Genomic DNA, 18177 nt, shown 5'->3' with positions numbered 1-18177 from the left:
GACGGCCTTCGTCGTTCATGGGATCAGTAGCTGCGTTCGCGCTCGTCCTCGTCGTCGTCTTCTTCGTTTTCGTCTTCGTCGCCTTCCGAATCGTCCTCGGACTCCGGCTCGTCGTCACCCGGCTCGTCGCCACCGGGCTCGTCGAACTCATCGATGTCGACGCCGTCGAGGTCACCGGCGTGGAACCGCGCCTTCGGTTCGTCCTCGGACTCGTCGTCGTCTTCGGCGTCATCGTCCTCGCCGTCGAGATCGTCGTCGTCATCATCGTCATCGTCGTCGACGTCGTCATCCGACTCGTCGCTCTCCGCCGCGGCGGCCTGCGCCGCCTGGTAATCCGCCAGGCGCGTCGCCCAGGGAACCCACTCGGGCGCCAGGAGAGCGCCCTCGCCGGGCATCAACTCCGCCTCGAGAACCGTCGGCTCGGCGTCGTCGACGACGGCCACGCTCACCGTCCAGTACCACCCGGGGTACCCGAGCAGGCGCGTGTGGAAACGCAGCGAAACGACACCGTCGTCCTCGAGGAGGTAGTCCGCCGGCGGCCCCACCGTGTCGGCAGGGGTGATCTCGTGCAGCGCGCTCAGCGCGAGGTCGTGGGCGTGGAGCAGTCGGTCGTCGACATGCTGCTCAGGCTTCGAAGTCATCGGCGACCTTGCGCAAAACCGCGGCGATCTTGCTGGCGTGCGCACCGCTCGGGTAGCGGCCACGACGCAGATCGCCGCCGATGCCGTCGAGGAGCTTGACGAGGTCCTCGACGATGATCGCCATGTCATCGGCGGGCTTGCGCGAGCGCTTCGCCATGCTCACGGGTGCTTCGAGGACGCGCACCGACAGGGCCTGCAGACCACGCTTACCGTCGGCGACGCCGAACTCGAGGCGCGTGCCGGCCTTGGGCGCGGGGGTTCCGGCGGGCAGGGCGGTGGCGTGCAGGAACACGTCCTGGCCGTCATCGGTGGCGATGAAGCCGAAGCCCTTCTCTTCGTCGTAGAACCTGACCTTGCCGGTGGGCATGGAAACCTCGCTGAAAGACATGCGCGAACGCGCGGTGGAACCCGGGACCCGAACGGATCCCGGCCCTTCAGCCTACGCCACCCGTGCCAGGCAGTAGGCTGAGCGCGATGAGCACACGCACCCCCGACGGCGACGTCCCGATCCGCCGCGTCGATCGCATCCTGGCATTCATGTCGCTCGGATTGCTCATCCTGTCCGTCGTGAGCTTCTTCGCGATCATCATCGCGTCGACGGCCAAGGCAGACATGAGCACAGGCATCTGGCCGACGGTGGGCGTTCTGCTCTACATCGCACCCCCGGTCGCGTTCGCGTGCCTGGTGGCCGTGCTCATCATGAGCTTCGTGCGAAGGGCACGCGCGAACAAGGGGCGTTGACCGTGCCCGAGACCTCCGACCAACGCGCACTGGCGGTCTCGTTGAGCGCGCGGGCCGACGAAGACCTCGCTCAGCTCTTCCTCGACCGCGACGTCTCGCCCTCGGCGACGTGGCGCGACACCTTCGACGCGGCGGATGCGCTGCTCGATCCGTCCTCGATCTCGCGGGCACTCCCTCCGCTGACCCGGATCGAGGCCGAAGCCCTCGTCTCGGCCGTCTCGACGGGATCGCCCGTACCCGCCGAGGTGCGCGCCGCGCTCGTCGCGCGAGCTCTCGTGCGCGACGACGGCGTCGCCTACGCAGCGGTCGCCGCGATCGTCGGCGAGAGGTTCCCCGACGGGATCCCGGATGCCGAGCCCTCCCGCCCCGACCGAGCCGCGGCATCCGATGCCGCCGCCGAAGCCGCGTTCACCAACGCCGCGGCCCTGGCCGACGTTCTCCTCCTGACTCTCGACGCACCGCTCGGACGCATCGGCTCGGGATCGCTCGGCGCCACCGAGCGGCGGCGTCTCGTGGATGCGGGAGCCGTGGAGACGCCCGAGGAAGCGGATCTGCTCGTCGGGATCGCGGCATCCGTCGGTCTGTTGGGCAGCACGGGCCGCGCGTGGCTGGTCACCCCCGCCGGCAAGGCGTGGCTGCGCCTGCCCACCCTCGATCGATGGCAGGAGACCGCGAAGACCCTGCGCGACGTCCTGCCCCGGGCGTATCGCACGGCCGAGGGCGGCTGGATCTCGAGCGCGAGCTGGCCGGACGCGCTGCCCTTCGACCCGTCCGGCGCGGAGCGGGCTGCGCTGTGGCGCGAGCGTTTCTCGGCGTGGGGCCTCATCGACGCCGCCGACCAGACTCCGCCCTGGAGTTCCGGACTCGCGGCGGGCGACGAGGTCGACGTCTCCGCCCTCCGCGACCTCCTTCCACCCGAGGTCGACCGCGTGTACCTCCAGAACGACCTCACGGCGATCGCCCCGGGTCCGCTCGCTCCGCACCTCGATGTGCGTCTGCGAAGCATGGCGACGCGAGAATCCCGGGCGCAGGCGTCGAGCTACCGGTTCAGTGCCGCGACGATCGGCGCGGCGATCACCGGCGGCGAGACCGCCGAGTCCCTGCGCGATTTCCTCACCGACCTGTCGCTCACCGGGCTGCCGCAGCCCCTGGCCTACGTGATTGAGCGGACCTCGGCGCAGCACGGTCGCGTCCGTGTCTCGAGCGACCCGGAGACACGGCTGACGCGGGTCACGACGACCGACCCGACTCTCCTCCAGGCGATGGAGGTCGACCAGTCCTTGCGATCCGTCGCCCTGTCCCGCGCCGACGACGCCCTCGAGTCGCACGTCGCCGCCGACGTCGTCTTCTGGGCGCTGACCGACGCGCACTACCCCGCCGTCGCCGTCGACGAGTCCGGCGCCCCGAGGACGCTGGAGCGCGCCCGGCTGGCCGCCGACACCCCATCGACGGATCCCCTGGAGACCTACGCGCCGCTCATCGGGCGCGTGCGCGCGGGTGGGGAGGACTCGGATGCCGCCTGGCTCGAACGCGAGCTCGACCAGGCGGTGCGTGCCCGCGCGGTCATCGACGTGACCGTTCGCCTGCCCGACGGCTCGACGCGCGTGTTCCGACTGGAGGCGACGGGACTGGGCGGCGGCCGTCTCCGCGGCCGTGACCGGGGTGCCGACGTCGAGCGCACGCTCCCGCTCTCGCACATCGACGGGATCGCGCCCGTCGAGTGACGCCGCGTGAAGCCCGACCGCCGCGACCCCGGTAGACTCGAACGCTATGGCTGACGGCCCCTTGATCGTGCAGAGCGACCGCACCGTCCTCCTCGAGGTCGCACACCCCGAGGCGGAGACGGCGCGGCATGAGCTCGCGGTCTTCGCCGAGCTCGAGCGCGCACCCGAGCACATCCACACCTATCGGATCACCCGGCTGGGGCTCTGGAACGCCCGGGCGGCCGGCCACGACGCCGACGCGATGCTCGAGACCCTCGACCGCTGGTCGCGCTTCCCGGTCCCGGCTTCGGTGAGCACCGACATCCGCGAGACCGTCAACCGCTACGGCCGCCTGGTCATCGAGCGCAACGACGAGAACGAGCTCGTCCTCCGCTCGACCGACCCGGCGGTGCTCGGGGAGGTCTCGCGCAACAAGCGCATCTCGCCCCTGCTCATCGGGCACCCCACGCCCGACACCTACCTGATCGACGCGTGGGCGCGAGGCCACATCAAACAGGAGCTCCTGAAGATCGGCTGGCCCGCCGAAGACCTCGCCGGCTACACACCCGGCACCCCGCACCCGATCGATCTCGCCGAAGACGGATGGAGTCTGCGCCCCTATCAGCGGCAGGCCGTCGACTCCTTCTCCGAGGGCGGTTCGGGTGTCGTGGTCCTCCCGTGCGGAGCGGGCAAGACCCTCGTCGGAGCGGGCGCCATGGCCGACACCCGCACGACGACCCTCATCCTGGTGACGAACACCGTGAGCGCCCGACAGTGGCGCGACGAGCTCCTGCGCCGCACGACTCTCACCCCCGACGAGATCGGCGAGTACTCGGGCCAGGTCAAAGAGATCAAGCCCGTCACGATCGCGACGTACCAGATCCTCACCGCGAAGCGGAAGGGAGAGTACGCCCACCTCGCCCTGCTCGACGCGCTCGACTGGGGCCTCGTGCTGTACGACGAGGTGCACCTGCTCCCCGCCCCGGTCTTCAAGCTCACCGCCGACCTGCAGGCGCGGCGGCGCCTGGGACTGACCGCCACGCTCGTGCGCGAGGACGGGCGCGAGGGCGACGTCTTCAGCCTGATCGGCCCCAAGCGTTTCGACGCACCGTGGAAAGAGATCGAGGCGCAGGGCTTCATCTCGCCGGCCGCGTGCTACGAGGTGCGCATCGACCTGCCCGCCGGCGAGCGGCTCGAATACGCCGCCGCCGCCGACGAAGACCGCTACCGGCTCGCCGCGACGGCTCCCGCGAAGATCGACGTCGTCCGGCGTCTGGTCGAACGGCACCCGGACGAGCGCATCCTCGTGATCGGTCAGTACCTCGACCAGATCGACGAACTTTCCGAGGCGCTCGACGCCCCGAAGATCACGGGCGCGACTCCGGTCGCCGAGCGCGAGGAGCTGTTCCAGGCCTTCCGTGTCGGCGACATCTCGCTGCTCATCGTGTCGAAGGTCGCCAACTTCTCGGTGGACCTCCCCGAGGCATCCGTCGCGATCCAGGTATCGGGGTCGTTCGGCTCACGGCAAGAGGAGGCACAGCGCCTCGGCCGCCTGCTCCGACCCAAGCAGTCGAACCACACGGCGAGCTTCTACACGCTCATCGCGCGCGACACGGTCGACCAGGATTTCGCGCAGAACCGCCAGCGTTTCCTCGCCGAGCAGGGGTACGCGTACACGATTCTGGATGCCGACGGAATCGACGCCGCGGCCGCCTGAGACATACCAGGGTGCGGCTTTCCGTTCCATATCCAGCACTTTGCTGGGTGCAGTCACGATAATGAGGGCATGACAGCTCCTCGCATCCTCGTCGTGGACGACGAACCGAACATCCGCGATCTGCTCATCACGAGCCTGCGCTTCGCCGGTTTCCAGGTGCGAGCCGTGGCCAACGGCGCGCAGACGATCTCGGCCGTGCTCGAAGAAGAACCCGACCTCATCGTGCTCGACGTGATGCTGCCGGACATGAACGGGTTCAGTGTCACCAAGCGTCTCCGCGGCGCCGGCTACACCGCTCCGATCCTCTTCCTCACGGCCAAGGACGAGACCGAAGACAAGATCATGGGGCTGAACGCCGGAGGCGATGACTACGTCACCAAGCCGTTCAGCCTCGACGAGATCGTCGCGCGCATCCAGGCGATCCTCCGCCGCACGATGCAGGCCGACGAGGAGTCGATCATCCGCACGGGTGAGCTCACGATGGACCAGGACACGCACGACGTCAGCGTCGGCGACGTCTCAATCGACCTCAGCCCCACGGAGTTCAAGCTCCTGCGTTACCTCATGCTCAACCCCAACCGTGTGCTGTCGAAGGCGCAGATCCTCGACCACGTCTGGGAGTACGACTTCAACGGCGACGCCGGCATCGTCGAGAGCTACATCTCCTACCTCCGTCGCAAGATCGACCCGCACTCCTCGGAGCCGCTCATCCAGACCAAGCGCGGCTTCGGCTACATGCTGAAGTCGGGCAAGACCGTCTGAGCGGAGCCTCCTCCTGCACTCCGACGATGCCGTGACGCGCTGGTGGCGCCGACTGAGCCTGCGGGCCAAGGTCACCGGCGTCACTGTCACGCTCCTCGCGGTCGGGCTGTTCGCCGCCGGCATCGGCACGATGGTCTTCCTGCGCACCACGCTCGTGAACAACCTCGACGAGCAGCTGGCGCAGCAGGCGGCGGGCAACATCGCCAACACCATCTTCACGACGACCAACGAAGACGGTCGGATGGTGTTCACGCCGGTCGAGAACGCCCCGCAGATCGGGTCGATGGTCGTCGTCTACAACGCCGAGGGCCAGCGGGAGGCCTTCTTCAACGGCACATCGACCAAGGCCACGCCGCAGCTGCCCGACACTTTCACGACGCCGCAGACCTACACGCAGCTCGATAAGCGCATCGACCTGGATGACCCGGTCACGGGGCAGCACTTCATCGCGCGCGTGGGTCTTTTCGAAGTGCCCAACAGCGGCTCGTACACCCAGATGGTGATCCAGCCGCTCGGTCCGACGGATCGGATCGTCGCGGCCTACGTCGGCATCTACGGCTTCGTCGCCCTGCTCATCCTCATCGCCAGTGCGCTGCTGACCCGCTGGCTCGTGACCCTGACGTTCCGGAGTCTGAATCAGGTCGAGACCACCGCGATGGACATCGCCGCCGGCGACTTCAGCCAACGTCTCACCGACATCGTCCCCGACACCGAGGTCGGTCGCCTGAAGACGGCGATCAACGCGATGCTCGCGCGGATCGACGGAGCCCTTGGACAGCGGGATGCCACCGTGCGGCAGATGCGTCGGTTCATCGGCGATGCGAGCCACGAGCTGCGCACTCCCCTCGTCACGATGCGCGGTTACGCCGAGCTGTACCGGATGGGTGCTATCCGCTCCGACGAAGACGTCGCCCAGTCGATGGAGCGGATCGAGAAGGAGGCGATCCGCATGGGCGCCCTCGTCGAGGACCTCCTTGCACTGGCACGGCTGGATGAGCGGCGCGATGTCAGCATCACCGCGATCGACCTGCGGCCCATCGCTCGCGACGCCGCCCTCGACCTGCGCGTGACCTCACCGCAGCGCGAGGTCACGGTCGACGACACGACCAGCCGCAACGAGATCGTGCTGCCCGTCATGAGCCTCGACGTGCCGCCCACGACGGAGACGGATGCCACGGGCGCGAACGGTCGTCGCAGAGTCGCTCCGACGACCTCGGCGATGGCGATCGCGGGTGCGACGCTGTCGCGTCTGAGGCGTCGAGCCAAGGACACCGGCGACGGCCCGGTCGTCGAGCCCGCCGCCGAGACCTCGCCCTCCGCCGCGAGCCCGGCGAGCCCCGTTCGTCCGTCGCCCCGCCTCGCGCCGATCGTGCTGGGAGACGAGAACAAGGTGCGACAGGTCGTGACGAACCTCCTGGGCAACGCGCGGCGGTTCACCCCCGACGACTCCCCCATCGGACTGCGCGTGGGAGTGGATGCCGACGCCGACATGGGGTGGATCGAGATCATCGACCACGGCGAAGGGGTTCCCGAGCAGATTCGCGACCAGATCTTCCAGCGTTTCTGGCGGGCGGACACCTCGCGCACGCGGGAGACGGGTGGGTCGGGCCTCGGCCTGTCGATCGTGGCATCCATCGTCGATCTCCTGCACGGGAAGGTCGAGGTCGTCGACACCCCCGGCGGAGGAGCGACCTTCCGGGTCTCTCTTCCCCTCGCCGATCGACGCGACGCGCAGGAACACGCCCTGATCGAGACGCAGCCTCTCGAGCGCCTCCCCGAGGACTACCGGCCCGAGCCACCCACCGCGTAACCCTTCCGCGCCCCGCGCGCGCTCCAGGCCCGGTGGGACGCGCACGCGGCGTCCGGCGGAAGAGCACGGGGGTCTGCCTCGCGCGCGGGAGCGTTCTGTTCGAGAACGAGAGAACGCCCCCTCCCGAAGGAGGGGGCGTTCTCATGACGCGTCAGGCGTGGATCAGAAGTCCATGCCACCCGTCGGGTCACCCGCGGGAGCGGCGACCTTCTCGGGCTTGTCGGCGACGACGGCCTCGGTCGTGAGGAACAGACCGGCGATCGACGCGGCGTTCTGCAGGGCCGAACGGGTCACCTTCGCGGGGTCGATGATGCCCTGCGCGAAGAGGTCGCCGTACTCGCCGGTTGCGGCGTTGAGGCCATGACCGACCTCGAGCTCCGCGACCTTGTTCGCGACGACACCGGGCTCGAGACCGGCGTTCAGCGCGATCTGCTTGAGCGGGGCCTCGATGGCGACCTTGACGATGTTCGCACCGGTGGCCTCGTCACCCGAGAGCTCGAGCGACGCGAACGCCGTCTTGCCCGCCTGGATGAGCGCGACGCCACCACCGGCGACGACACCCTCTTCGACGGCGGCCTTCGCGTTGCGGACGGCGTCCTCGATGCGGTGCTTGCGCTCCTTGAGCTCGACCTCCGTGGCCGCGCCGGCCTTGATGACGGCGACACCACCGGCGAGCTTCGCGAGGCGCTCCTGGAGCTTCTCGCGGTCGTAGTCGCTGTCGGTGTTCTCGATCTCGCGGCGAATCTGGGTCACGCGACCCTCGATCAGCTCCGACTCACCGGCACCCTCGACGATCGTGGTCTCGTCCTTGGTGATGATGACCTTGCGGGCACGGCCGAGCAGGTCGACGGTCGCGTTCTCGAGCTTGAGGCCCACCTCTTCGGTGATGACCTGGCCGCCGGTGAGGATCGCGATGTCCTGGAGCTGCGCCTTGCGACGGTCGCCGAAGCCGGGAGCCTTGACGGCCGCCGACTTGAAGATGCCGCGGATCTTGTTGAGCACGAGCGTCGCGAGAGCTTCGCCCTCGACGTCCTCGGCGATGATGAGGAGCTCCTTGCCCTCCTGGATCACCTTGTCGACGATGGGCAGAAGGTCCTTGATGTTCGAGATCTTCTGGTTCGCGATCAGGATGTACGGGTCTTCGAAGACCGCTTCCTGACGCTCGGGGTCGGTGACGAAGTACGGGTTGATGTAACCCTTGTCGAAGCGCATGCCCTCGGTGAGCTCGAGCTCGGTGCCGAAGGTGTTCGACTCCTCGACGGTGACGACGCCTTCCTTGCCCACCTTGTCGATGGCCTCGGCGATGAGCTCGCCGATCGCGGGGTCGGCGGCCGAGATGGAGGCGGTCGCGGCGATCTGCTCCTTCGACTCGACCTCCTTCGCCGAGGCGAGAAGCTCGTCGGTGACGGCCTTGACGGCCTTCTCGATGCCCTTCTTGAGCGAGATGGGGTCGGCGCCGGCGGCGACGTTGCGCAGGCCCTCGCGAACGAGCGCCTGAGCGAGGACGGTAGCGGTGGTGGTGCCGTCACCCGCGACGTCGTCGGTCTTCTTGGCGACCTCCTTGACCAGCTCAGCGCCGATCTTCTCGTACGGGTCGTCGAGCTCGATCTCCTTGGCGATCGAGACGCCGTCGTTCGTGATCGTGGGGGCGCCCCACTTCTTCTCGAGCACGACGTTGCGACCGCGGGGGCCGAGCGTCACCTTGACGGCGTCGGCCAGCGTGTTGAGGCCGCGCTCGAGGCCGCGGCGGGCCTCCTCGTCGAAAGCGATGATCTTTGCCATAAGTGTGTCGTCCCTCCCGGACGGGTGACTTCCAGATTTTGGCACTCGACGAAAGCGAGTGCTAACTCATTCTGGCACTCGCCCCTAGGGAGTGCAAGCCGCGAGCCGCGCCGCACAGCACGACGCCGTGGCAACCCTCCAACGGATGCCACGGCGTGTGAAACGTCGTGTTACGCCATCAGGCGCACCGACTCGGCCTGCGGTCCCTTCTGGCCGGAACCGACGGTGAACTCGACCGCCTGCCCCTCCTCGAGAACACGGAAGCCCGACATCTCGATGTTCGAGTAGTGAACGAAAACGTCCTGGCCGTCCGTCACGGTGATGAAGCCGTAACCCTTCTCGGCGTTGAACCATTTGACGGTGCCCTGCGTCATGCGAATCTCCTGTGCTGCTGGATGACGAGGTCAACGTAAGCACGCGGTGACACGCGAAATCGGCCGTCAGCGGCATTGTTGACGTGCGTGCACCCAACTTTTTACGCCGCGGAAACACGCGGGCGACGAGGGCGTCAGGGGGTGGGCTGGGCCGCCGCACGGTCGAGGCCGATCACGACGATCAGCCGCTTCTCGGCACTCTCGTCGTCGGGCGTGTTCGGATCGTCGGTCGGCTGCAGGAAGTCGCTCTGCGCGACCTCGGCCCCTCCGATGGCGTCGGCGAGCCCCCGAGCGGCCTGCTCGTCCTCGGGGCGCAGGTAGTAGATGGTCGTCGTCGCGAAGTCGGTCGTGTCGGAATCGCCGGTCTGGACCGTGTCCGCCGCCCACCCCGCCGCGATGATCTGATCGCGAAGGTTGCCTGCGAGACCTTCGTCGGACGTGCCGTTGAGCACCACGACCGAGTACGAGGGGTCGATCACCGCCGGGGTCGTGGGGGCGATCGTTGGCGTCGCGACGGGCTCGGAGCCGAACGAGATGCGCCCCGAGACCACGAGCGTTCCGAAGATGCCGACGGCGATGAGGACCACGGTGGCCACCGCGGCCCACAGGAACACGACCCAACCCCGGAGATGCGGGTTCTCAGCGCGGTGCGCACCGACGCGGCCGGATTCGGCGGGAAGGTCGTCGAAGCGATCCCGAGGGAAGGTCGATCTGGCCATTGGACGATGCTACCGGTCGTTGCCTTTGCGCCCCGTCACAGGGTGGCGGCGCGATCGAGCCGCGTGCGCGGGTCGCCGTCGCGCAGACGCCGCAGACGACGAACGAGCATCGGGTCGTGCGCGAGTGCCTCGGGGCGGTCGATCACTCGCCCGAGCAGCTGGTAGTAGCGCGCGGGTGGCATGTCGAAGGCGCTGCGGATCGCCTCCTCCTTCGCACCCCCGTGCTGACGCCATTCACCCTCGAAGGCGAGGATCTCGCGGTCGCGGTCGGAGAGAGGCACGGCGCCACGCTACTGCGCGGCGGAGCCGATCTCCGGATGCCACGCCACCCACGCCCCGAGAGGATCCACGCCCCCGAGCACCTCGCCGTCGAGCGCGAGCGCGAAGCCGTCCGAGCGCACGTCCGGCGGGCTCGTCCACCCGTCGTGAAGTCCCGGTGCGTCGAGGGTGATCCAGCGTCCGGCCCGCTGTGCGGCGGCGATCACGTCGCCGCGCCGCGCGCGAGGAACGTGCGCGAGGACGCCGGGCGTCGTGACGACGAGCGTCGCCTCTCGGGGCGCGTCCGCGGCGAGCGCCGGTAGCGCGGCGGCGCCGTCACCTTCGACGAGGAGCGGAGGATCGGATGCCGCGATGTCGAGCGCGGCGACGATACGCTCGCGCCGCCCCTCCTCCCCCGGCCACACCAGTCCCGTGAGCCACGCCCGGTCCTCCGCGTCGCGGGCGTCGAGGGGGTTCAGGTCGATGCCCGCGCGCCAGACGATCTCGGGCATCCGCAGGGACGGGGCACCGTCGAGGGCGCAGTCGAGTACGACCGGGCTCTGTCCGTCGACGGGATCGAGAGAGACCACCTCCGTGCCACGGCGATAGCGGTAGGAGTAGCGATCGGGGTACAGACACAGACCCGCGCTCGCGCCGACCTCGAGGAGCGCGATCGGCCCCTCGATGAGCGAGAGCGCCGGCAGCAACGCCGCGCAGCGCTGGGGTTCGTTCGTCTGCACGCTCCGACGATCGCACTCCGCGACGAGGGCGTCCGCGTGAGCGACCACCCAGTCCGCCCAGGCGTCGACGCCGTCCGGTGCACCGAGGAGTCGCATCACGGCGAACACGAGCGGCGGCTGGCGGTGCGTCTCCGCGATGCGCGCCACGACCTCGGTCACCTCGGCATCGGCGACGACGCGCTCCGCCCAGATCGTGTACAACACCGACCGGCCGGGAGCCTCGTCGCGCGCGAAACGGCGGTAGCGATCGACGACGGAGGTCGCGGCATCCTGATGCATCCGAGAATTCTCTCTCGCCGACCTGATCGGCGTCCGGCACGAGAGAATAGGACGCGAAAGAAGGGGACCTTCCAATGACTTATGCCGTCGAAAAGTCCGACGACCAGTGGCGCGAGGAGCTCTCGCCCGAGCAGTACGCGGTGCTGCGCCAGGCGGGGACCGAGCGCGCGTGGACCGGTGAGCTCCTGGACGAGAGCCGCGCCGGCCTCTACACGTGCGCCGCCTGCGGCGCCGAGCTGTTCCAGAGCGGCACAAAGTTCGACTCGCACTGCGGGTGGCCGAGCTTCTACGAGTCGGTGCGGCCCGAGGCCGTCGAGCTCCTCGAGGACAACAGCCACGGCATGCAGCGCACCGAGGTGCGCTGCGCGAACTGCGGATCGCACCTGGGCCACGTCTTCCCCGACGGCTTCGGCACGCCCACCGGCGACCGCTACTGCATGAACTCGCTGTCGCTGAACTTCACCCCGGAAACGCAGGCGTGAGCGCGCTCGAGGCGATGCGCGACCGGCGGTCGTGGTCGAAGGTCACTGATCTCGCCCCCACGAGCGTCGAACTGGAGGCCTTCGTCGCCGCGGCCGGTCGTGTCGCCGACCACAAGTCGCTGCGTCCGTGGCGGATCATCGAGATCCGCGGGAGCGATCGCGACATCCTCGCGCGCGCGTTGAACAAGGCGGACGGCAAGAAGGGCCATTCCTCCAAGCCGCGCCGCGCCCCGCTGATCCTCGCCGTGGTCGCCGACGTGTCGTCGAAGAAGATCCCCGCGTGGGAGCAGGAGGCCGTGGCATCCGGAGTCGCCCACATGCTGAGCCTCGCGCTGGATGAGGCCGGCTTCGGCGTGTTCTGGCGCACCGACGACAAGACGCGCAGCAAGTCGCTGGCGAAGGCCCACGGCCTGAAGAAGGGCGAGGTCCTGCTCGGGTGGCTCTACGTCGGCGGCAAGCCGCAGCGCTCGCGTCCGGTCCGCCGGAAGACCGTGGATGCCACGAAGCACATCTCGCGACTGCCCGGGACCAAATCCCGGAAGAAGGCGAAGGGCGAAGCCGCCGCTCTCTGAGATCCTCCCGCGTGACGCCGCCGGTGACGTGGTCGCCGGCGGCGTCAGCGTGTGCGGCGGCGCCACGGGACCGCCGCGACCGCGACACCTAGGAGGGCGATTCCCGCGGCGAGGAGGGCGATCGGCGTCGAGGGGGCCGCGGGCGCCGGCCAGAACGCGTCGAGCACGACCGACGTGCTCAGCAGACCCGTGACGGAGCCGAGGCCGAGCAGGAGCACTCCGGTGCGTCGCACGATCTGCGCCGACAGGAAGATGTAGACGACGCCGATCGTCCCGCCGAGATACAGCCATGGGTCGGTCGGGAGAGCGCGAGGCGGGCCGGCGTACCCGATGTGGATGGCGGCAGCGGCGATCAGCACGATCGTGCCACCCAGGAAGTTCACGAGGGTCGCGGTGAGAGGACTGTCGACGCGCACCCGCAGCCGCCCGTTCGTGCCCTGCTGCCACGACACTCCGGCCCCCGCGACGACGGGGATGAGGATCATCCAGAGCGGAACGCTGCCGACCGCTCCGTCCGCGAGACAGACGCCGACCCCCGCGATCGCCAGGAGGGTGCCGATCAGGCGGGGGCGGGTCACCGCCACCACGCCGGCCGGACCGTAGCCGGCCCGATCGAGTGCGAGTCCCCCGCTGGTCTGGCCCGCGACGAACCCGACGGTGAACAGGGCGACCCCGATCGCCCCGACGGTCAGCCCCTGACTCGCGACGGTGAAAGCGCCAGCGGCTCCGCCCAGCAGCATCCACACCGGTATCGATCGCGCTCGCACCCCCGCGAGCAGACGACCGATCCCGCGCCGCCCGGCAGGAAGCACCAGGGCGATCGCCAAGACCACGACGAGCCCGGAGCCGAACGAGACGGCTCCCGCGAGGACGCCGTCGTTCAGCGCCGCGCCCAGGCTGCCGTTCACCCGCGTCTGCACCGCGGTCATCGCCCCCACCGCGACGGCGCCACCCACGGCGGCGACGATCGACCCGCGCTGCGCCATGGTGCTCTCCTCGCGGCCGCTCGCCGTGAGGGCCATCGTCGATCGTACGACGCCTCACGCGCCGCCACGGGAGCCGACGGTGCTCGTCGCCTCGCTCAGCGGGTGTGCGCGTCGTTCCACATCACCCGGAGCACGTCGGCGAGGGTGTCGACCGCGACCCCCTCGGCGACGGCCGCGTCGACGAGGGTGCGAAGCTGCCGGGCCAAGTCGGCCGGCAGCGGAGCGACGCCCGGCGCGACGCGCGTCCCCGATCCCACCCGGCTCACGATGAGACCCTCGTGCTCGAGCGCGCGGTACGCCTTCTGCACGGTGCCGGGCGCGACTCCGAAATCGGCGGCCGCTTGCCGCACGGTGGGCAGCTTCTCCCCCTCTCCGAGCCGGCCCGACAGGATCAGACCGCGGAAGAAGCGGTGCAGATCGATGGGAGCGGTGATGATCTCGGATCGCGTGCGCGCGGCATCCGTCATACCGGTACCTCCACCGGCGAAGCGGAGCGCCGCGGTCGGGCACGGACGAGACCGATGGCGTGGACGACCAGCAGGGCCAGGAGCACGCAGCCTGCGATCTGCAGGAACGGTGCCACGAACCCTCCGGCGAGGATCAGATCGGCGTGCGGGAGCGAGACGTCGTGGCGCGCCTCGGCACCCGAATCCGTCACGACGATCATGGTCGTGACCGCACCCGAACGCGCCATGTGCAGCAGCCCGCCGAGCGCGATGAGCACCACACCGAGAGCGAGCGTGACGACGTCACGCGCCGCATCGGATCGGCCGGAGCGTTCCAGGTCGAGCCGGACACGGTCCGAGAACGGACGCACGGCGTTCCGGTGCAGGGCGAACACGACGGCGGCGGCGAGCGCGACCACTCCCGCGAGCAACGGGATGCCATAGGCCCAGCCGGGGAAGACGGTCACGATGGGTGGCGCCTCGACGTTGGGCACGTCCAGGGCCACGTGAGCGGCGACGCCCGGGTCGAGAGCAGTGGACATCTGACCGAACACGACGACGATGCACGAGGTGACGAGCATCAGCGCGACGAGGATCCGGATGCCGCGGCGGGAGCCGAACGTCGTCCAGGTGCGCCTGGCCGCCGATGTCGCGTCGACGGTGCGCCGCGGCGCCTTCGTCCGCAGGAGTACACCCCAGACCGCCATCCCCGCCGCAGCCGCGATCGGCGCGACGGCGAACCGCCACCACGACACGGTGGCCGACATGTCGAGAACGTAGCCGCGCAACGCGATGTCGACGACCCAGACGACCCCGACGACGAGTGCGATCGCGCCGACCGCGACCCGCTCCCCACGGAGGACGCTTCGCCCCGTCGAGCTCCCGCGCCGCACCCGCACCACGACGAGAGCGAGCGCGATGCCGAGCGCGGCACAGACCACGGGCGACGACAGCAGCCCCCAGACGATCTCCCACGGGGACGCCCGCAGGATCCGATTCCACACGTTCCACACATTCTCGGGGCTCACGGCAATCACCTTTCGTGCCACATTCTTAGCACAATCTGTACCACTTTTGCGACACAATTTGCGAGAGAGCGCAGGAAAGGCCTTCGAGACGGCCGGACAGCCACGTCGATGTCGACGTCGCCCGCACGCATGCGTCAGGCTGTCCCCGTGACCCAGCTCCGCCCCGGCCCCCACGACGTATCGCGCATTCTCGGAGACCTGACCGCGTCGTCGGGCACCGATCGCGAGTTCCTCGCTCATGCCGAACTGCACCTCCCCCGTCTGCACGAGCTCTTCGTCCGCCTCTACGGCGAGCGGTCCGACGGTCTCGAGCGCTTGGCATCCCTCGTCGACCTCGCCCACCGCTCCTGGGCGGAGCGTCCCGCGGACCTCCGCGCTCTCGACCGCGCGCGAGACGGCGAGCCCGATTGGTTCGAGAGCGAGAGCATGCTCGGCGGCGTCTGCTACGTCGACCGGTTTGCGGGCGGTCTCAGTGGCATCCGGGATCAGATCCCGTACTTCCGCGAGCTGGGGCTGACCTACCTGCATCTGATGCCGCTGTTCGAGAGCCCCGAAGGCAACAGCGACGGCGGCTACGCCGTGTCGAGCTACCGACGGGTCAACCCCGCGCTGGGAACGATGGAGGAGCTCGCCGCGCTCGCCGCGGACCTCCGCCGCGCGGGCATCTCCCTCGTGGTCGACTTCATCTTCAACCACACGAGCAATGAGCACGAGTGGGCGCAGAAGGCCGTCGCCGGCGAGCCCGGGTACGAAGACTTCTATCTGATCTTCCCCGACCGCGAGATGCCCGACGCCTACGAACAGACGACGCGCGAGATCTTCCCCGACGACCACTCCGGCTCATTCGTGCAACTCGACGACGGTCGGTGGATCTGGGCCACGTTCTACCACTTCCAGTGGGACCTGAACTACGCCAACCCCGCCGTCTTCGAGGCGATGGCGGGCGAGATGCTCTTCCTCGCAAACCAGGGCGTCGAGATCCTGCGGATGGATGCCGTGGCCTTCATCTGGAAGCGACTCGGAACGACGTGCGAGTCACTGCCGGAGGCGCACCTGCTCCTGCAGGCGTTCAACGCCGTGCTGCGGATGGCGGCGCCCGGTCTGCTGTTCAAGTCCGAGGCGATCGTGCATCCCGACGAGGTCGTCTCGTACATCTCGCCCGACGAGTGCCAGATCTCCTACAACCCCCTGCAGATGGCCCTCACCTGGGAGGCCCTCGCCACCCGGGACGGGCGCCTGCTGCAGCAGGCGCTGGAGCGTCGGCACGCCCTGCCCGAGGGCACCGCGTGGGTCAACTACGTGCGCAGCCACGACGACATCGGCTGGACCTTCGCCGACGAGGATGCCGCCGAACTCGGCATCGACGGCTACCCGCACCGCCGCTTCCTCAACGACTTCTACGTCGGTCGAGCGGACGGGACCTTCGCCCGCGGGGTGCCGTTCCAGGAGAACCCGCGCACCGGCGACGCCCGCGTCACCGGCACCACGGCATCCCTCGCGGGAATCGAAGCGGGCGACGCCGGCGGCGAAGACCGTGTCATCCTCGCGCACGCCCTCGCGCTGTCGACCGGGGGCATTCCCCTGCTGTATCTCGGCGACGAGGTCGCCCAGCTGAACGATTACGGCTACCGCGACCGCCCCGACGAAGCCGGGGACAGCCGGTGGGTGCACCGCCCCTTCCGTCCCGTGCAGGGCTACGCCGACCGAATGGATGCCGGGACCCCGGCGGGTCGGATCTTCGCTCGACTGACGCGCCTCATCGACGTGCGGCGGGCGACGCCCGAGTTCGCGGGCAACGAGCTCATCGCCTTCGACGCGCACCACGACTCGGTGGTCGGCTTCCTGCGTCCGGGGGCGGCGGGCAGCTCGGTTCTCGTTCTCGCGAACGTCGGCGATCACGCCGTCCACATCGCCCCGCTGACCCTGTCTGGACTGGTCCCCGACGCCGTGGACCTCGTCGAGGGCGTCAAGGTCTCGCTCCGGCCCGGCCGCACGCTTCCCGCGCACGGGGTCGCCTGGCTGCGGGTCGCGCTGCGCTGAGGCGCCTCAGCCGGTGTACCAGCTCAGCGAGACCTCGCGTACGTCGAAGAACCCGCGGCGGGCACGCACGAGCGTGAAACCCTCCGCACTGAGGGCCCGGGCGTACTCTCGCGTGAGGCGCTCGTGCTTCACTTCCTGCCAGCCCGTGGGGTACCGGTAGGCGTGGGTGACGACGCGTGGGCGAGCCATGAGAGTCCTCCTCACGTGCAGGATGCCACCGCCGCCGGCCCCTGGGGCATCGACGACGTTCCGATCGTGTGAACAATCGATGAGAGCCGGCCGTGAGCGGGCCAGGCCCCTCGCGAGGCTGGACACGAGGGGGGGAATCGAACGTGGTGCCGGCTACAGGACTTGAACCTGCAACCCCCGTATTACAAGTACGGTGCGCTACCAATTGCGCCAAGCCGGCAGGCGTCCCAGTCTAGCTATGCGCGGGAGCGCCTCCCGCGCAGCCCCGGGTCAGCCCGCAGGCGTGGCCGTCGGGGTGGCGGAGGGCGTGGGGGTCGGCGTCGCGGTGGAGTAGTACGCGTTGCTGTCGATCGTCAGGACGAACTGCGCGAACTCCTTCGGGTCGTCCATGTGACCCACGTACGGGGTGCCGTTGACGAGCACGGTGGGCAGCGTGGTGAGCGCGAGGCCCTTCGTGTCGGGGAGGCCCTTGATCGCGCGATCGGTCGCGGCCTTCGCCCAGCCGGTGTAGGTCTCGTCCTCGATGCACGAGCGCACCGTCGCGACGTCGCTGACCCCGGCGCCCTGCGCCATGTCGGCGAGCTGCTGGTCGCTGTAACCCTCGGAGTCGACGGCGGGCTGGTTGGTGAGCAGCTCGTGGTTGAAGGCGAAGAAGCGATCCGACGCGTGCGTGGCGACGCAGGCCGAGGCGCCGGCGGCACGGAGGCTGTACTTCGTGCCGTTCGACTTGGAGGTGAGCATCGCCACCGGGTAGTACGTCAGCTTCGCGGCATCCTCGTCGACCCACTTCGAGAGCTGCTCCGCGTTGGCCACCTGAAACTCGCGGGCTTCGGTGGAGAGGTAGTCGACGTAGACGCGGATGTCGACCGGAGCGGCCGTCGATGTCGGAGTCGGGGTGGGGGTGGTCG

Annotated in this window: 20 protein-coding genes and 1 tRNA gene; 8 read left to right on the top strand and 13 right to left on the bottom strand. The window is 69.2% G+C overall.

All coding sequences use genetic code 11. From position 1 onward, the window contains the following. Positions 1 to 23: 23 nt before the first annotated feature. Together NS283_RS13225 and NS283_RS13220 are read right to left on the bottom strand one after the other, a co-directional pair. Positions 24 to 641 (bottom strand): DUF3027 domain-containing protein, encoded by a 618-nt coding sequence (locus NS283_RS13225; protein WP_058597326.1) that lies wholly within the window; start codon positions 639 to 641, stop codon positions 24 to 26. Next, positions 625 to 1008, bottom strand: coding sequence for a cold-shock protein (locus NS283_RS13220; RefSeq protein ID WP_013585856.1), 384 nt, complete (start codon positions 1006 to 1008; stop codon positions 625 to 627). The genes NS283_RS13225 and NS283_RS13220 overlap by 17 nt, the downstream gene beginning before the upstream one ends. A gap of 107 nt (positions 1009 to 1115) precedes the next feature. On the opposite strand from NS283_RS13220, the gene NS283_RS13215 reads away from it, so the two are divergent. From NS283_RS13215 to NS283_RS13195, 5 genes are all read left to right on the top strand, one after another. After that, complete coding sequence (locus tag NS283_RS13215) at positions 1116 to 1382, top strand: hypothetical protein (RefSeq protein ID WP_058597325.1); 267 nt, start codon at positions 1116 to 1118, stop codon at positions 1380 to 1382. A 2-nt stretch (positions 1383 to 1384) separates the two neighbouring features. Further along, the gene (locus tag NS283_RS13210) at positions 1385 to 3106 is read left to right on the top strand and encodes a helicase-associated domain-containing protein (protein WP_058597324.1); all 1722 of its coding nucleotides are present in this window, start codon (positions 1385 to 1387) and stop codon (positions 3104 to 3106) included. Positions 3107 to 3152: 46 nt separating this feature from the next. After that, complete coding sequence (locus NS283_RS13205) at positions 3153 to 4802, top strand: DNA repair helicase XPB (RefSeq protein ID WP_058597323.1); 1650 nt, start codon at positions 3153 to 3155, stop codon at positions 4800 to 4802. Positions 4803 to 4871: 69 nt separating this feature from the next. Further along, on the top strand, positions 4872 to 5564 hold the full coding sequence (locus NS283_RS13200) for a response regulator transcription factor (RefSeq protein ID WP_013585852.1): 693 nt from the start codon (positions 4872 to 4874) through the stop codon (positions 5562 to 5564). 130 nt (positions 5565 to 5694) lie between these two features. Next, positions 5695 to 7374, top strand: a complete 1680-nt coding sequence (locus NS283_RS13195) for a sensor histidine kinase (RefSeq protein ID WP_058597330.1) — start codon at positions 5695 to 5697, stop codon at positions 7372 to 7374. Between the two features lie 162 nt (positions 7375 to 7536). Here NS283_RS13195 and groL read toward each other — a convergent pair whose 3' ends face one another. From groL to NS283_RS13170, 5 genes are all read right to left on the bottom strand, one after another. Beyond that, entirely contained in the window at positions 7537 to 9156 is a 1620-nt protein-coding gene (gene groL, locus NS283_RS13190) for a chaperonin GroEL (RefSeq protein ID WP_058597322.1), read from the bottom strand. Between the two features lie 170 nt (positions 9157 to 9326). Beyond that, positions 9327 to 9530 (bottom strand): cold-shock protein, encoded by a 204-nt coding sequence (locus NS283_RS13185; RefSeq protein WP_013585848.1) that lies wholly within the window; start codon positions 9528 to 9530, stop codon positions 9327 to 9329. A 134-nt stretch (positions 9531 to 9664) separates the two neighbouring features. After that, positions 9665 to 10249, bottom strand: coding sequence for a LytR C-terminal domain-containing protein (locus tag NS283_RS13180; RefSeq protein WP_058597321.1), 585 nt, complete (start codon positions 10247 to 10249; stop codon positions 9665 to 9667). Between the two features lie 35 nt (positions 10250 to 10284). Then, positions 10285 to 10530 carry a DUF3263 domain-containing protein gene (locus tag NS283_RS13175; RefSeq protein ID WP_058597320.1) on the bottom strand — a complete coding sequence of 82 codons (246 nt, stop codon included), beginning with the start codon at positions 10528 to 10530 and terminating at the stop codon, positions 10285 to 10287. Positions 10531 to 10539: 9 nt separating this feature from the next. Then, positions 10540 to 11526: a DUF2332 domain-containing protein gene (locus NS283_RS13170; RefSeq protein WP_058597319.1), complete on the bottom strand. Its 987-nt coding sequence runs from the start codon at positions 11524 to 11526 to the stop codon at positions 10540 to 10542. A gap of 74 nt (positions 11527 to 11600) precedes the next feature. On the opposite strand from NS283_RS13170, the gene msrB reads away from it, so the two are divergent. Together msrB and NS283_RS13160 are read left to right on the top strand one after the other, a co-directional pair. Continuing rightward, the gene (msrB, locus tag NS283_RS13165) at positions 11601 to 12008 is read left to right on the top strand and encodes a peptide-methionine (R)-S-oxide reductase MsrB (protein ID WP_058597318.1); all 408 of its coding nucleotides are present in this window, start codon (positions 11601 to 11603) and stop codon (positions 12006 to 12008) included. 14 nt (positions 12009 to 12022) lie between these two features. Further along, positions 12023 to 12580, top strand: a complete 558-nt coding sequence (locus NS283_RS13160) for a nitroreductase family protein (RefSeq protein WP_058597329.1) — start codon at positions 12023 to 12025, stop codon at positions 12578 to 12580. A gap of 44 nt (positions 12581 to 12624) precedes the next feature. Here NS283_RS13160 and NS283_RS13155 read toward each other — a convergent pair whose 3' ends face one another. Genes NS283_RS13155 through NS283_RS18725 form a run of 3 tightly spaced genes read right to left on the bottom strand, consistent with a single transcriptional unit; the run spans position 12625 to position 15040 of the window. Beyond that, positions 12625 to 13602, bottom strand: a complete 978-nt coding sequence (locus tag NS283_RS13155; protein WP_241492249.1) for a DMT family transporter — start codon at positions 13600 to 13602, stop codon at positions 12625 to 12627. A 59-nt stretch (positions 13603 to 13661) separates the two neighbouring features. Further along, the gene (locus NS283_RS13150; RefSeq protein WP_058597317.1) at positions 13662 to 14033 is read right to left on the bottom strand and encodes a GntR family transcriptional regulator; all 372 of its coding nucleotides are present in this window, start codon (positions 14031 to 14033) and stop codon (positions 13662 to 13664) included. After that, entirely contained in the window at positions 14030 to 15040 is a 1011-nt protein-coding gene (locus NS283_RS18725; RefSeq protein WP_058597316.1) for a hypothetical protein, read from the bottom strand. Before NS283_RS18725 ends, NS283_RS13150 begins: the two co-directional genes overlap by 4 nt. 129 nt (positions 15041 to 15169) lie before the next feature. Between NS283_RS18725 and NS283_RS13140 the strand changes: the two genes are divergently transcribed. Then, a complete protein-coding gene (locus tag NS283_RS13140) occupies positions 15170 to 17080 on the top strand; it encodes an alpha-amylase family protein (RefSeq protein WP_058597327.1) in 1911 nt (636 codons plus the stop codon). A gap of 6 nt (positions 17081 to 17086) precedes the next feature. Here the strand turns inward: NS283_RS13140 and NS283_RS13135 are convergent, their stop codons facing one another. From NS283_RS13135 to NS283_RS13125, 3 genes are all read right to left on the bottom strand, one after another. Then, entirely contained in the window at positions 17087 to 17269 is a 183-nt protein-coding gene (locus tag NS283_RS13135) for a hypothetical protein (RefSeq protein WP_058597315.1), read from the bottom strand. A 144-nt stretch (positions 17270 to 17413) separates the two neighbouring features. Next, positions 17414 to 17489: transfer RNA gene (locus NS283_RS13130), tRNA-Thr, on the bottom strand. Positions 17490 to 17539: 50 nt separating this feature from the next. Further along, a partial coding sequence (locus NS283_RS13125) for a DsbA family protein (RefSeq protein ID WP_153003371.1) occupies positions 17540 to 18177 on the bottom strand: 638 nt, incomplete at its 5' end.

This window comes from Microbacterium testaceum, from assembly GCF_001476285.1.
Lineage (GTDB): Bacteria > Actinomycetota > Actinomycetes > Actinomycetales > Microbacteriaceae > Microbacterium > Microbacterium testaceum_B.
This window is presented reverse-complemented; position numbering and strand designations above follow the sequence as displayed.

Excerpts from the sequence above, each read along its gene's own strand:
- NS283_RS13155 (WP_241492249.1), bottom strand. The coding sequence starts at position 13,602 with ATGGCCCTCACGGCGAGCGGCCGCGAGGAGAGCACCATGGCGCAGCGC.
- msrB (WP_058597318.1), top strand. The coding sequence starts at position 11,601 with ATGACTTATGCCGTCGAAAAGTCCGACGACCAGTGGCGCGAGGAGCTC.
- NS283_RS13135 (WP_058597315.1), bottom strand. The coding sequence starts at position 17,269 with ATGGCTCGCCCACGCGTCGTCACCCACGCCTACCGGTACCCCACGGGC.
- NS283_RS13205 (WP_058597323.1), top strand. The coding sequence starts at position 3,153 with ATGGCTGACGGCCCCTTGATCGTGCAGAGCGACCGCACCGTCCTCCTC.
- NS283_RS13200 (WP_013585852.1), top strand. The coding sequence starts at position 4,872 with ATGACAGCTCCTCGCATCCTCGTCGTGGACGACGAACCGAACATCCGC.
- NS283_RS13180 (WP_058597321.1), bottom strand. The coding sequence starts at position 10,249 with ATGGCCAGATCGACCTTCCCTCGGGATCGCTTCGACGACCTTCCCGCC.
- NS283_RS13150 (WP_058597317.1), bottom strand. The coding sequence starts at position 14,033 with ATGACGGATGCCGCGCGCACGCGATCCGAGATCATCACCGCTCCCATC.
- NS283_RS13140 (WP_058597327.1), top strand. The coding sequence starts at position 15,170 with ATGCGTCAGGCTGTCCCCGTGACCCAGCTCCGCCCCGGCCCCCACGAC.
- NS283_RS13225 (WP_058597326.1), bottom strand. The coding sequence starts at position 641 with ATGACTTCGAAGCCTGAGCAGCATGTCGACGACCGACTGCTCCACGCC.
- NS283_RS13185 (WP_013585848.1), bottom strand. The coding sequence starts at position 9,530 with ATGACGCAGGGCACCGTCAAATGGTTCAACGCCGAGAAGGGTTACGGC.
- groL (WP_058597322.1), bottom strand. The coding sequence starts at position 9,156 with ATGGCAAAGATCATCGCTTTCGACGAGGAGGCCCGCCGCGGCCTCGAG.
- NS283_RS13220 (WP_013585856.1), bottom strand. The coding sequence starts at position 1,008 with ATGCCCACCGGCAAGGTCAGGTTCTACGACGAAGAGAAGGGCTTCGGC.
- NS283_RS13195 (WP_058597330.1), top strand. The coding sequence starts at position 5,695 with ATGGTCTTCCTGCGCACCACGCTCGTGAACAACCTCGACGAGCAGCTG.
- NS283_RS13215 (WP_058597325.1), top strand. The coding sequence starts at position 1,116 with ATGAGCACACGCACCCCCGACGGCGACGTCCCGATCCGCCGCGTCGAT.
- NS283_RS13170 (WP_058597319.1), bottom strand. The coding sequence starts at position 11,526 with ATGCATCAGGATGCCGCGACCTCCGTCGTCGATCGCTACCGCCGTTTC.
- NS283_RS13160 (WP_058597329.1), top strand. The coding sequence starts at position 12,023 with ATGCGCGACCGGCGGTCGTGGTCGAAGGTCACTGATCTCGCCCCCACG.